The organism is Microcoleus sp. S13_B4 (assembly GCF_036700885.1).
Lineage (GTDB): Bacteria > Cyanobacteriota > Cyanobacteriia > Cyanobacteriales > Microcoleaceae > Microcoleus.
In genome coordinates, this window is sequence record NZ_JAUBPU010000095.1 from 1 (window position 1) to 15,101 (window position 15,101).

Annotated in this window: 4 protein-coding genes; 2 read left to right on the forward strand and 2 right to left on the reverse strand. The window is 49.4% G+C overall.

The annotated features are described in order from the left end of the window. Window positions 1-238: 238 nt before the first annotated feature. Window positions 239-3,772, reverse strand: a complete 3,534-nt coding sequence (locus QT994_RS26380; protein ID WP_333179866.1) for a response regulator — start codon at window positions 3,770-3,772, stop codon at window positions 239-241. 926 nt (window positions 3,773-4,698) lie between these two features. Here QT994_RS26380 and QT994_RS26385 point away from each other — a divergent pair. Further along, entirely contained in the window at window positions 4,699-5,007 is a 309-nt protein-coding gene (locus QT994_RS26385) for a hypothetical protein (protein WP_333179869.1), read from the forward strand. A 479-nt stretch (window positions 5,008-5,486) separates the two neighbouring features. Then, window positions 5,487-6,110 (forward strand): GNAT family N-acetyltransferase, encoded by a 624-nt coding sequence (locus QT994_RS26390; protein WP_333046853.1) that lies wholly within the window; start codon window positions 5,487-5,489, stop codon window positions 6,108-6,110. A gap of 658 nt (window positions 6,111-6,768) precedes the next feature. On the opposite strand, the gene QT994_RS26395 is transcribed toward QT994_RS26390, so the two are convergent. Next, the gene (locus QT994_RS26395; protein ID WP_333179872.1) at window positions 6,769-14,394 is read right to left on the reverse strand and encodes a DUF4347 domain-containing protein; all 7,626 of its coding nucleotides are present in this window, start codon (window positions 14,392-14,394) and stop codon (window positions 6,769-6,771) included. Window positions 14,395-15,101 lie beyond the last annotated feature (707 nt).

The window sequence follows — 15,101 nt, forward strand, 5'->3', positions numbered from 1 at the left end:
CTATCTTTAGTTGAGTTTGAATATATCGATCGCTTCTGTTCTTAGTTTGCGATCGATTATTCAGCAAACCCTACTTACCTCCCTATTCACCACATCTTAACAATATTGAGCAAAGAAGAGTCTTGGTTAAAGAGTCGCATCCGCCAAAAACTGGATCAGTTTGATTGTTTACCAGATGCAATAGAGGATGTCTTACGCTTTGTGTCCGGCGCCGACGAAAGCGGTTGCTATAGAATACTTATAATGACTCCTCACAATTTAGTAAAAAAGTCAATACCGTTTCATCAATTCCCTTTAGTTTCAAAGGCTTATATTTAACAATGCGATTTTCCTCAACATAATCTGCCACCGCCGCCGAAATTAGCACCGTGTTTGGTTCCGTCACCTCTTGCAAGCGGGCGGCAATATTCACGCTCGGCCCGATCGCCGTATAATCCGATCGATCAGGGCCGCCAAACATCCCCACCACCGCAGTACCCTGGTGAATTCCGCAGCGAAACCGCACCGGAGGCACGCCATTTTCCCCAACAATTCCCTGCTCCAACCAGCTCTTGTTAAGCTCCTTCAGAGCTCGCAGCATTTGGCCAGCAGCAGCCACAGCGCGGCGTACTTGCTCATTAGGGGTTAGTTCCTCCGGCGCGCCAAAGAAAGCCATTACCGCATCTCCAACAAACTTGTCCACCGTACCGCCACTGTCAAAAATAGCCTTAGTCATTGCCGCCAAATATTCATTCAACAGCTCAGCTACGCGGCGCGAGCGCAGCGTATTTGCCATTTGAGTAAAACCGACAATATCGCTAAACAAAATAGTAATCAATCGCGGTTCCGGGCGCAAATCCAATGCCAAATCTCCAGCCGCTGCGGCCTTCACCATCGCCGGCGGCAAAAATCGGCGCAGAACCGACTCAGTTAAATAACTATTCAACTGCTGCACTCGGCGCTCGTTTTGTTTGAGGGCGAGCAAATTCCGCACTTCCGCCAACAATTCTCGATCATTAAAAGGCTTGGACAAATAAGCATCTGCACCCCGTTCTACTCCTTCAATTCGAGTATCTTCGTCGGCTTTAGCAGTCAGCAAAATTGCCGGAGTTCCCTGCAATTCCTCATCCTCTCGAATCATCCGAATCAAATCCAAGCCCGAAATCAAAGGCATCATCAAATCAGTTATAATTAAATTAGGGCGACGTTTTTTAGCCACGGCAAACCCTTCTTGTCCGTTGCGGGCGAGCAAAACTGCAAAACCAGAATCTCGCAGAATAGACGACACATAAAAGCGCAAATCTGGATTGTCGTCAACCACCAAAACCGTTCCCACTGCTGTTTCTGATCTGATCGGTTGGAGCGCCTCAAAGTTATGATTTTCGGCCTCATTTTCCGACAAATCCGCTTCCACATCGGCCAGTTCCACAGCAGCTTTGGATGAGTGAAAGTCCGCAGGTATTTCTAGTACCTGTTCCGGAGGCAAGTGAGTTGAACCAAAGTGCAGCCAAACGGTAAAAGTAGTACCTTCGCCGTAAACTGACTCAACTGAAATTTGACCGCCGTGGAGTTCGACTAATTCTTTGACAAGTGCCAAACCTAAGCCGCTGCCTTCGTAGGAACGGCTAGCTGAACCTTCGGCTTGGCGAAAGCGCTCGAATAAATAGGGAATTTGTTCGGTGCGAATGCCGATACCCGTGTCTTTTACTTGTAACAAGCAGTGAGCGCCGGCCGATTCAACTTTCAGGGTGATAGTTCCGCCTTCTGGGGTGAATTTAACAGCATTTGATAGCAGGTTGTAAATAACTTTGTCAAATCTTTCCAGATCCAAATAAAGTAAAGGACATTCTTGCAGTTGGGTAATTAAGTGCAGTCCTTTTTTCTCGCAGTAGGCGCGGAACGACTCTGCGGTAGAGTAACAGAAACCGACTAAATCGCAGGGGCGAAAACTCGGCTGCATCCGTCCGGCATCAAGTCGCTGCAAGTCCAGCAGTTGATTTACCAAGCGCAGGAGGCGCCGGGAATTACGCAAAGCGATTACGGCTTGTTCGTAGGGCAAGTCTTCGTGGCGCCTGCAAGCTGATTCCAGAGGACCGATAGTTAGAGTTAGAGGGGTGCGGAACTCGTGGGAGATATTTTGGAAAAACTCGGTTTTGAGCCGATCGGCTTCCAGAAGCCTTTCTGCCTGCTGTCTGGTAGTCTGGTAGAGGCGCGACTGCTGCACGGCCAGAGCAGCTTGAGTTGCGACTATTTGAGCCAGGTCAATGTCTGAGATGTTCCAGCGGCGGATGCTGCGATTTTGGCGCAGGGAAATGCTGCCGATGATTTTGCCTTCTGAGAGTAAGGGAACGACTAACAAGGCGCGGGCTGGCGATCGAACTTGCAGTTCTGTAACATTTAACTCCGGGTGTTCGTCGAGATTTTCGATCGCGACCGGCTCTTTTGATACCATAACTTGCAGCAACACCGGATTGCCCCGAATCGGCACCAAAGACTGTGGCAAAGAAGGATGGGCAAAAACCCACGCGCGAGTGTTCTCAGCAGCATCGGCAGAAGTCGTCTCGTAGCCAAGAGGGTTCGCAACTATCTCTGGATTGTCAATAAAACCCTGTTCTACAGCCACGGTATCCCTATCTGTGTCGTATAGCCCCACGCATTGGACGTATTCATCATCTTCTGTCCACAGAGATAGGGCGCAGCCGTCAACTTGCAAAGCTTGGCCAAGTTGTTGAGTAATGGCTGCAAAAATATTTTGGGGATCGAGACTCGATCGAATTGCCGTAGTAATAGTATTGACTAGGGCCTCGCGCTTGGCCAGCGCCCGCACCTGTTCGTAAGCCCGGGCTTGAGAAAGCGCCAAAGCCGCTTGGTCTGCCACCGTAATTACCAACTGTACCTCGTGGTCTTTCCACTGGCGCGGTTCCGCAAACTGGTGCAGCGCCAAAACTGCCATAAGTTCGATTTTGTAAAACAGCGGTACGATCAAGCTCGATCGAATATTCGCAGCTTCGTAAGCCTGCTGTCGCTGTTGATTATCCGAGTTTAAAACTCGATCGTCAGTTTGGGCATCTTGAATCACCTCCACATCCAGAGTTTCCCAAACCAAATCCGGCAGCAAATCCGGGGAGAGTTCCGCAGCAGAAGCATCTCCTGGCATCGCTTCCTCATCGCCCGCCAACCCTTGAGTTTCTGCCTTCTGGTAAACGAACCACTCATCGGCAACTTGGCCGTCTTGGAACGGCCGCAGCAGACAGCAACTCACCTCAAACATCTGCCCGACAGTTTCCACAATTCTTTGCAGCATTTGCTGGTAATTGGGAGCCGATCGGATAGTATTGGTAACGGCATAAAGCAGCGATTCTTGGCTCAAAGCACGGCGCAGTTCATTGGTGCGCGTTTTCAAAAGATTGTGAGTCTCAACAGCTTGACTGACAAGATTTATCAGCTCTTGAGCATCCCAAGGCTTGGTAACATATTTGAATACTTTGCCAGCGTTAATAGCTTCAACTAAATCTTCAACATCTGTATAGCCAGTTAAAATAATTCGGATCACATCGGGGTACTGAGCCGCCGTCAGGCTGAGAAACTCTGTACCGCTCATTTTTGGCATTCGCTGGTCGGAGATAATCACCGCAACTTCTCCCTCTTTTGCCAAAATTTCGAGAGCAGCCGGGCCAGATTCGGCTCTGAGTACTTTGTAGTCTCGATGAAAGGTGCGGTAAAGCAAGTCAAGGTTATCCGGTTCGTCATCGACGATCAGAATTTTTAGCTTAGGATTTTCTTGGGAATTCATGCACCGTTCTCCTGTGCCCCGGGGCTGTTCGATTTAATAAGTCTGATCAAAGGAAGAATTCGCCGATTTAAATTGCTGAAGTCATACCATTTTCGATTTTCGATTGCGAATGACTGATGACATAAGGGTTGGGATTTTGCCGAAAGTGCCATTATTTTTGGAAAATGGTATCACAATAATTCGTGGATATGGAGTTGTTGTGAGTGGGCGAGGCAAGAGCATCAACCTTGATTTTTGATGTCTGGGTTTTCAATTCGGAATTCTTCTGAGCCACAGTTATCAGTCGTGCACCCCAATTTTATTATTTAATGATATTCATCTAAACTCGTCTACCGAGAATTTTCCTTCACCCCTTACCTTTATGCAGCAGGAGAGCAAACACAAATCTGGTCATTTTAACTGCCGTCTGGATATCTCAGAATACATAGGAATAACCGTCCTGATTGTGAGTTGATTTGCCAAATTTATGTTTGATCCTGGCTCCTGGGACTGTTTTATTTAGTATGTGAAAGCTGCCCGCAGCAAGATACAATAGACAACCAACATCTTCGCCTGTGTTTTTTCCCACAAGTAACAGCAACTTTAACAGTCAGCCAGGGATACCGACCACAATCCGGCGCCCAGCCCCTGACTGATATTCGGGGGTGGCTGACAGACCAGACAGGTGTCTGTGGGAGTGACGCAATTGCTGTACCATTTTAGTTAGACTTGCACTTTTTTTCCCGATCTCGGCATTTTTTGTGCCTCCTGCAGACCTTCGACAAGCCAATTACTGCGGCGAAACACCGCAAGCTCGAGCATCCATCTGTTAATCTTAGCTAGGGATGTACTCTGTGGAAACCGATCAGTCGATTTTAGATTTTAGATTTTAGATTTTAGATGTACTCCACAGATGAATCGTGGAGCTTGAACTAGGGTCTAAAATTTTGATCTCTCCACGACCAGTGTCGGTGGCGTATATCGGTTTTTGGGCAGGGTCAATCAGCTCGATCGAGGTTTTGAAGGTCTCGATCGCGCGCAGCAGAGTATCGAGCCGAGGGGGAAAACCCCCGCAGACTGTTTCCAGGCATCCAAATTTCAATTGGAAGTTGGGAAAGTACCCCCTAGCTCAACAGGTAAGGCCGGTGCGATCGGGGACGGGCGATGGATTGCCCAGAACTGCTGAAAGCTGGGGTGCCAGGCCGGGGGGGCGGCGGGGAACATCCGACGCGCCAGCGCGCCCGGTGTTAGTCTGATCAGTCGTTGAGTTTTTCAACTACCCCTTGACGGATAAATTATATTCGATCGGGTATTTCCGTAAGCAGAGAGCGGTAAGATTCCGGGAACCTGACGTTAAAACGTTTGTGATTGTTTTTAATACCTTGCCCGCTAAGCTGTCGCGCATTTAATTGGTAAGCTACTCTACTGTTTACTTAAACTCTTGTGATGCCAGCCGAAAGCCAGGGATCAAGCTTCTATTTAAAGGCCAAATAGCTTATCCACAAATCTAGTATTAGGGGATGAGTTTTATTTTGTGATAACTAGAGTATTAAATGCTAATAATTTTCCATTTACCTCAAATACAACTTAAAGTCAAGCAGAAAAGAATATAATTTAATCGGGCTAATAAACTATGCCTATAAGTTAGGTTATAAGATCAGTATAACATCACCGAATTTTCTAAGATGGTAGCTTAGAAACCCGCGTAAAAAAATTAATATAGTGGCCTGGCATTGTGAATCCTTCATTTTTTTCCTCACCATCTCACCAACAACAAACTCCCGGACTTTGTGGTTTTTCGATCCGGGTGGCTGCGCCCAACGACTTAACGCAGCTAGCTGATATTTTAGCCATGAGCTTTCACTCCCGCGAGGGGTTTGTAGAATGGGTGTATCCAGTGTTGCGTTTGGGCATTTACGAAGATTTAAAAAATCGACTGCGTTCTAAGGCAGAACATTACATTTGTCTGGTTGCTGAGCTAGTCTCGCGGGAGGAGGGAACGCAGAATTCTAGAGCGCACCGAGCTCAGCGCATGGCAGGGACAGTAGAAATGGCTATGCGTTCTCGCTTTCCTTGGCAAATCCCTAATTCTGACTATCCTTATTTGTCGAATTTAGCCGTTCACCCGGACTACCGGCGACAGGGGGTTGCTCAACAATTGCTCAGCAACTGCGAGGAGACAGCCAGAGAATGGGGATTTTCTGAGATTTACCTCCACGTTCTGGAAAATAATCACGCGGCGCGACAGTTGTACTATCAGGCCGGCTATCGCTTGCAACAAGTGGATTGGAATTGGACTGGTTGGCTGTTCGGCCAGCCACGGCGACTGTTTTTACGCAAGCAGATTTCGCTATCTTAAGCTAAGTATTGGAATTGATCGTAGGGAAGTGAGGCGAAGCAGGAAAAAGGGAAAAATAGCTATCGCTGTATCTTTGACTTCCGAATTGTGAATCAATGGAAGGGGAATGAGGAATTAGTGATGAATTTTAGTTTGTTCTTAATCCCGATCGCACAACACACTAAAATTAGTTGGTAGTAAACACTCTTTGCTACCAACCCTTGTGTACCTGGGATCACCTGAAAAACCCCATACAAAGTTATATCAGCTCCGGTAGCCTCGTCGGGCCTAAAAACCAGTCCAGAATCACGGAGGATGCAACAAAAATTCATCTAATTAATCTGCGTTACTCTGTGTTTATCTGCCTGTATCTGCGGTAAAACAAAAATAATTTCTTCACCGCAGATGACAAGGGATTGACCCTAATTCACGCCGCTAAAGATAATAGATTTATGAATCATCCCAAGGCTAACAGATTTGATATTATACCAAATCCGGCTTGAATACACCTTTATTTTTTAGCATTTGAGAGAGGGACAAAAGGCCACTGTAAGAACGATGTCAATGGTCTAGCGCTACAAAGTTTCTCACCCGAATAGAGTATTGTGAGGAACGCCACAGCAGCTCAGAACTTCTGTGGCGTTTTGTTCGCCCGAACAGGAGACTTTCGCCGCCAATTCTAGAGCTCAGAGAGATTTGGTAGGAAATCCGAGGAGCCGATCGCCCCGTTAATCCCCACCAGATTCGCTAAAACCCGATCGGTTCCTGCTACTTGCAGCAACGTACCGTTGGGAGTGGCGCTAAATTGCAACTGCTGGAAACTCACCCCACCGCTCACAACCAACTTATCGACGCCTACCTCGAAATTAATCACAGTATCGGTGCCGCCCTCACCATTCAACACAAATTTATCGCTCCCCATACCTCCAATTAAAGTATCCTCGCCCCAGTCGCCAAACAACCAATCGTCTCCAGCGCCCCCATTGAGAAGGTCGCTATCTTTACCACCAATCAGGGTATCGCTGCCAGCATCTCCGTTGATAGTATCTTGGCCTTCGTTGCCGTAGAGCAAGTCATCGCCGTCACCGCCGTTGATGCAGTCTTGCTGGTCGTTTGCGCCCACCGAGACACCCCGGTTATCAGCACGATCGCCATAGATGGTATCGTTGCCCTCGTCACCGCAGAGTTCATCGCTGCCGTCACCGCCGTAAATCAAGTCGTCGCCCAGATCTCCGTGTATGAGGTCGTTAGCTTTACCACCGTAAATCAAGTCGTTGTCTTGACCGCCACTGATGGTATCGTCACCCTCATCGCCGAACAGCACATCAGCACCGATGCCACCAAAGAGCAAGTCCTGGCCGCCAACATCTTGAGCTCGACTTCGAGCACCGCCGTACATGGTGTCGTTGCCACTGTCGCCGACAAGGGTATCAGAGCCGAGCTCGCCCCAAATCAAGTCATTATCTTTGCCACCCCAAACACAATCATTGCCTTTACCTGCTTGCACGGCATCATTACCGTGGCCGCCGCCGATGATGTCGTTGCCACTGTCCCCAAAGATTAAGTCTTGTTCGCCCAGATCCCCGATGGACTGGGAACTGCCACTGTCGCCGAGCAGAGTATCGGCTCCTTCGCCGCCGTAGAGAGTATCGGAGCCTAATTGACCGTAGATGATGTCATTGCCTTTACCTCCGTAAGCGCGATCGTTATCTTTGCCTGCAACCAGCGTATCGTTGGCTTGTTGGCCGTTGAGGAAGTCGTTACCGAAGCCTCCGTACAGCAAGTCGCGTCCCTGGGAGTCGCTGGCCCTTTGGTCGCGGATGCCCCCAAACAAGCTGTCGGAGCCGATGCCACCAAACAACGTATCGGAGCCGAGTTCGCCCCAAATCAGGTCATTTTCTTTACCTCCAAGGGCAATATCGTCACCTTTGCCGGCATGGATGGTATCGTCGCCCTCGTTGCCGTTAATGATGTCTGCACCCTCGCCTCCGAAAATCAAATCGCGAGCATCGTCAGGGTTCTGGGAATTGTTCTGCCCGGTGTCTCCGAGAATCGTATCCGCACCTCGATCTCCAAACAGGGTGTCAGAGCCTAAGTCGCCGGCAATCCAGTCGTTCTGTTTGCCTGCAAAGACGATATCGTTGCCCTCGTCTCCGTAAACAATATCGGTGTCAATGCCCCCAAAAATCCTGTCATTGTCTTCGTTGCCGTAAATTTCGTCCGCACCTTCTTCACCTAAAAGCAGGTCGTTGCCTTCAAAACAGACAATTTTTTGGTTGCCTTTGGTGTCTACGATGAAGTCATCGCCGTTGGTTCCTTTGGTGGTTTGTCCCTCTGAAAATTGTGAAATATGCCGGACAAATCCCACTGCAGGTGGTTGCTGCGGGGGCGCAAAGTTAATTCCCGGTTTTTCAATAATGGGCTGACACAAACATTCGGTATCTGGTTCTCCGATCGGATTTGAGATGCTCGGCGATGCCGGCGTTGGTGTGGGAGTTGGCGAAACCGGCCGCAAGATAGCCGCCACAGTAGCGGGCGCGGGGCTGGTGGCACCGCTGTTGTCTGTCGCGCTGTAGGTGAAATTGGTGGCTGTAAAGTTGCCCGTCGTGAAGAAAAATAGTTGCTGTAACTGTTCTGGAGTCAGGACTTGGCCAGGTGTCACCGCAACGCCACCGTTGGCAGGATCTCCTAAAAACAGACCTGCTTGGTCTGGTGAGGGCAGGGTGTTGATGATGTAAGAGACGATCGACCCGTCGGGGTCGCTTCCTCCCAATCCTGTGACTAACTGGCTGCTGTTGGGCCCGAGGCTGGAGTTGGCATTGTTGGCAACTGGCGGTTGGTTGGAAGTTGGAAGTATTGCCGCGACAGTAGCGACAGCGGGACTGATAGCGCCGTCGTTGTCTGTGGCGCTGTAGGTGAAATTGGCTCCTGTAAAGTTGCCTGTCGTGAAGAAAAATAGTTGCTGTAACTGTTGAGGAGTCAGGACTTGACCTGGTGTCACCGGTACACCGCCGTTGGCTGGGTCTCCTAAAAACAGGACTGCTTGGTCTGGTGAGGGCAGGGTGTTGATCGTGTAAGAGACGATTGACCCGTCGGGGTCGCTGCCTCCCAATCCCGTAACTAACTGGCTGCTGTTAGACCCGAGGCTGGAGTTGGCATTGTTGACCAATGGCGGTTGGTTGGAAGTTGTTGTCGGTGTTGGAGTTGGTGTTGTTGTCGGTGTTGGAGTTGGTGTCGGCCCTATCAGTCCAGCCACAGTAGCGATAGCGGGTGGACTGATAGCACCGCTGTTGTCTTTCGCGCTGTAGGTGAAATTGGCTCCTGTAAAGTTACCTGTGGCTTGCAAAAATAGTTGCTGTAACTGTGCTGGAGTCAGGACTTGACCGGGTGTGACTGGTACACCACCGTTGGCTGGATCTCCTAAAAACAGGACTGCTTGGTCTGCTGGGGGCAGGCTGTTGATGGTGTAAGAGGCGATCGACCCGTCGGGGTCGCTTCCTCCCAATCCTGTGACTAACTGGCTGCTATTGGGTCCGAGGCTGGAGTTGGCATTGTTGGCAACTGGTGGTTGGTTGTCAGTTGGTGTGGGCGTTGGAGTTGGTGTGGGCCCAACCGGCCGCAAGATAGCCGCGACAGTAGCGACAGCGGGACTGGATGCGCCGCTGTTGTCTGTGGCGCTGTAGGTGAAATTGGCTCCTGTAAAGTTACCTGTGGCTTGCAAAAATAGTTGCTGTAACTGTGCTGGAGTCAGGACTTGACCGGGTGTGACTGGTACACCACCGTTGGCTGGATCTCCTAAAAACAGGACTGCTTGGTCTGCTGGGGGCAGGCTGTTGATGGTGTAAGAGGCGATCGACCCGTCGGGGTCGCTTCCTCCCAATCCTGTGACTAACTGGCTGCTGTTGGGTTCGAGGCTGGAGTTGGCATTGTTGGCAACTGGTGGTTGGTTGTCAGTTGGTGTGGGCGTTGGAGTTGGTGTGGGCCCAACCGGCCGCAAGATAGCCGCGACAGTAGCGACAGCGGGACTGGATGCGCCGCTGTTGTCTGTGGCGCTGTAGGTGAAATTGGCTCCTGTAAAGTTACCTGTGGCTTGCAAAAATAGTTGCTGTAACTGTGCTGGAGTCAGGACTTGACCGGGTGTGACTGGTACGCCACCGTTGGCTGGGTCTCCTAAAAACAGGACTGCTTGGTCTGCTGGAGGCAGGGTGTTGATGGTGTAAGAGGCGATCGACCCGTCGGGGTCGCTGCCTCCCAATCCTGTGACTAACTGGCTGCTGTTGGGTTCGAGGCTGGAGTTGGCATTTTTGGCTAATGGCGGTTGGTTGTCAGTTGGAAGTATGGCCGCCACCGTAGCGGTAGCGGGACTGGAGACGCCGCTGTTGTCTGTGGCGCTGTAGGTGAAATTGGCTCCTGTAAAATTACCTGTGGCTTGCAAAAATAGTTGCTGCAACTGTGCTGGCGTTAGGACTTGGCCGGGTGTCACTGCAACGCCGCCGTTGGCTGGATCTCCTAAAAACAGGACGGCTTGATCTGCTGGGGGCAGGGTGTTGATGGTGTAAGAGACGATCGACCCGTCGGGGTCGCTGCCTCCCAATCCTGTTACTAACTGGCTGCTGTTGGGCCCGAGGCTGGAGTTGGCATTGTTGGCTAATGGCGGTTGGTTGGAAGTTGGAGTCGGTGTGGGAGTTGGAGTTGTGGGAGTCGGTGTGGGAGTTGGAGTTGTGGGAGTTGGTGTGGGAGTTGGAGTTGTGGGAGTTGGCGTGGGAGTTGGAGCGGTGGGAGTTGGTGTGGGAGTTGGAGTTGTGGGAGTTGGCGTGGGAGTTGGAGTTGTGGGAGTTGGCGTGGGAGTTGGAGTTGTGGGAGTTGGTGTGGGAGTTGGAGTTGTGGGAGTTGGTGTGGGAGTTGGAGTTGTGGGAGTTGGTGTGGGAGTCGGAGTTGTGGGAGTTGGTGTTGGAGTCGGAGTTGTGGGAGTTGGTGCTATCAGTCCATCCACAGTAGCGGTAGCAGGGGGACTGATAGCACCGCTGTTGTCTGTGGCGCTGTAGGTGAAATTGCTTCCTGTAAAGGTGCCCGTCGTTTGGAAAAATAGTTGCTGCAACTGTGCTGGAGTCAGGACTTGGCCGGGTGTCACTGCAACGCCGCCGTTGGCTGGATCTCCTAAAAACAGGACGGCTTGGTCTGCTGGGGGCAGAGTGTTGATGGTATAAGAGACGATCAAGCCGTCGTCCGTTCCTCCCAATCCCGTGACTAACTGGCTGCTGTTGGGCCCTAGGCTGGACTTGGCATTGTTGGCAACTGGCGGTTGGTTGGGAGTCGGAGTTGGTGCTGGTGTCAGAGTGGTTGTGACTTTAGCAGCACTACCGTCATTGTTCTCAAGAATTGGGTCATAGGTACTGGAGGTACTTCTGGCGGTGTTGCTGACGCTGCCGGATGGGGGTGCGATGAAACTAACTGTGTTGGTAATCGCAGCAGCAGCACCGCTGGCTAAGCTGGGAACAGGTGAGAAGGTGACAATGCCAGTAATTGGATCGTAAGTACCGCTGGATTGACTAACTATTGTTAAACCGGGAACAATGCTATCAGTAATTGTGACGTTTTCGGCTGTGCTAGGGCCGTTGTTGACTGTGGAAATTGTGTAAGTGACTGTCCTACCCACTGTTTCTGTAACAGTCCCGGTTTTGGTGGTAACGACATCGGCACTAGGTGTCAGAGTTGTGGTGACTTTAGCGCCCGGAGCACTACCGTCATTGTTGGTTGAAGTCCGGTCATAGGTACTGGAGGTACTTCTGGCGGTGTTGCTGACGCTGCCGGATGCAGGTGCGATGAAACTAACTGTGTTAGTAATCGCAGCAGCAGCACCGCTGACTAAGTTGGGAACAGATGAGAAGGTGAGAATGCCAGTAATTGGATCGTAAGTACCGCTGGATTGACTAACTATTGTTAAACCGGGAACAATGCTATCAGTAATTGTGACGTTTTCGGCTGTGCTAGGGCCGTTGTTGACTGTGGAAATTGTGTAAGTGACTGTCCTACCCACTGTTTCGGTAGTGGAGCCAATTTTGGTGGTAACGACATCGGCACTAGGTGTCAGAGTTGTGGTGACTTTAGCCAGCGGATCAGTGCCGTTGTTGTTTTCAGGAAAAGGATCTGGGGTAGGTGAGGTACTTCTGGCGGTGTTGCTGACGCTGCCGGATGCAGGTGCGATGAAACTAACTGTGTTAGTAATCGCAGCAGCAGCACCGCTGACTAAGTTGGGAACAGGTGAGAAGGTGACAATGCCAGTAATTGGATCGTAAGTACCGCTGGATTGACTAACTATTGTTAAACCGGGAATAATGCTATCAGTAATTATGACGTTTTCGGCTGTGCTAGGGCCGTTGTTGACTGTGGAAATTGTGTAAGTGACTGTCCTACCCACTGTTTCGGTAGTGGAGCCGATTTTGGTGGTAACTACGTCGGCACTAGCAGCAACAATTGTAGTTGGGGCTTGAGATATTAGTAGGGAACCGTTGTTGTTAGCTAGGTCGGGGTCGTAAGTGCTGGAGTTGCTAAAGGCGGTGTTAGTTATGGTTGTGCCGATCGCTGTCTGTGCGGGGACAATTGCGGTTATGGTGCGGGTAGTGCTAGCGCCGCTAGCCAGAGTCGGAATCATCGGCCAGGTGACAGTCTGCCTTGTAGGGTCATATACGCCATTGCCAGCGGTATCGGGAGCGCTGACGAAGGTTAAATTTGCCGGAAGTTGATCTTGAATGATAACGTCTGCGGCGCTACTGGTTCCCTTATTAGTGGAAGTAATTGTATAGGTAATGGTGCTGCCGGGGGTGGCGAACGCGGGGCCTCTTTTAGCAACGGAAATGTCGGCTGAAAGTGCGGGAGTGTTGATACTTTCGACAGTGAGATTAGCAATCTCATGAATGTTTGTATAAAAACCTGTCGAACTAGCAAAACCAAATTTAAAAGTAGGCGGTATTGCTTCGTTTACCGCCACTAAATCCGGTATGTCGATCAGTGTTTCGGCGGGAACGAATACGCCATCGTTGGAGTCGAAGGCAACTGTAAGCTGGTTTGTACCCGGTAGCAATGTAATTTGAACTTTTCTTTTAGCATCAGCACGACCTGAAACTGTGCTATCTACCCCACCTGGAACGGTAGCGTTACGTAAAAAATTATAGTTATTGGCTGCGCTGCCTCTAATTGTTATTGAATCAGGTCGCTTCCCGGGGCCACCTATGCCCGCTTCAGCCGGATTGGCAAAATTGCCAAACTCGTCTAATCCCACACCTAAATAACCTCCTACAATACCAGGCGTTATTGGGTTCGTATTTCTCGTTGCATAGCCGAGAGCGCCGCCGTAGCCTCCCGCTGCTGTTGGCGTAGTTGTTCCGTTAATTAGGAAAAAACTAATGCCATCGGCACCAATATTGCCGTTATAGGCAAATAAATCAAAGGTAACTTTTAGCCCATCAGCGGAAGAGATGGGGCTGTTGTAGATGACAAAAGCTGCTTGGTCCTTATTTGCTGAGGTTAATCTCAAAGCGCCGAAGCCTGGTTGATCGACTGGCCCTCCCACTACACCGGGAATAACGCCCGGGCCGGTGCCTGCGGTTAAGCCAGGAGGGGCTGAATTGCCCCTAGTTCCATAAATCCAAGGCCCTAGTGCTGTTGAACCTTGAAAGGTTTCGGCAACTAAGGTAGCCAGGACTGATGTGTAGCTTTCTAGGACTTCTTTTTCAAATGCTAGTTCGGTATTTATTTGTCCTGTAGTAATTTCTAATTCCCAGTCGCCTCCTAATGCTGCACTCCCTGTTAGGTTATTGGAAGCGGCAATATTTGCTCCTGTTATTTCACTGAGTTTTTGTATGAATTTAAGGCCGGATTCGCCGGCTGCTATGTTACAGCCGTAAAGCAGAATGCTGGCGGATTCGTTAAGGGCTTTTCCCCACTGCTGCAATTGGCTGCGGTATGTTTCTAGATTATCAATATTAAGTTCTGTTGAGCCGATTTCTACTGCTGCTTCTCGGCCGTGAGAAACTATGTGCAGGCTGTTGATGCTGGTGCGCTGACTCAAAATTTCAGTGATTTGCTCGATCGCCTCCCTGGTTGGATTGAGTACAAATACTTCCGTTCCTGGTTTAATACCACCGATCAATTGCTGGTAGTTTTCTACTCGGGGGTCAACAATCACTAGAGATTTTTTCGCGTCTGGTGCTGTAGAGCTTGCTTGTGTTAAAAAGTTGTTCTTAGTGGCAATAATGGTAGATTTAGGTATTTTTACGGCATAAAAATTCGGCAGATGAGAGCTCATTTTCATTATTCCCTGATTTAGTTATTTGTTTTATCCTACCCCCCTTGAGAAAATTCCATAAACACCAAAATATAAATTTTCAATAAATTAGTTTTATAAAAATAATTAAATACTTACGTATTTTTTGAGCTTTTAGGAAAGAATTGGACGAGGACTGCTGCGGGCGAGGGCGGGTCGCTAGGAGGAGAAATCAACCCAACTCCTACGCAAGCGTTTTCTGGCTTTTACTGCGCCAGTCAGTTCTTTTGATTGGAGAAGAAGCCATGCCAGAAGATGGAAATTTCGCTCGCCAATTACTTACGCATTGCTGAAAAAAGGCAGTAATTCCGGTAACACGAAGCTTCTCAGTACGGTTGTAAGTAGGATTTTTTGTTTAATCTTCACCGTAAGCCAACTTAAAAAAATGGTTTCCGAGAATTGGAAAATTTTTAATTTGCGATTCGATTTACTACTGTTGGCGATTGACATCGCCGCCAAATTCACTTATATTGAAGCAATATCAAAAAATTATCATAAATACCACTAAAACATACAAAAATTAACATCGCGTAAGGCAAGTTAACACCACCTAGGAGTTGACAAGTTGCACTAATATATGATTTAAATTTTCGGGTGGCGGCAGCCAAAGGTAGTAGACCTCTTGCGAAAGTCTCAGGCGATCTCTAATTTAGTCTTTAAAGAAAGTTCATAATTATAAATGCCAGCGA

Excerpts from the sequence above, each read along its gene's own strand:
- QT994_RS26380 (WP_333179866.1), bottom strand. The coding sequence starts at position 3,772 with ATGAATTCCCAAGAAAATCCTAAGCTAAAAATTCTGATCGTCGATGAC.
- QT994_RS26395 (WP_333179872.1), bottom strand. The coding sequence starts at position 14,394 with ATGAGCTCTCATCTGCCGAATTTTTATGCCGTAAAAATACCTAAATCT.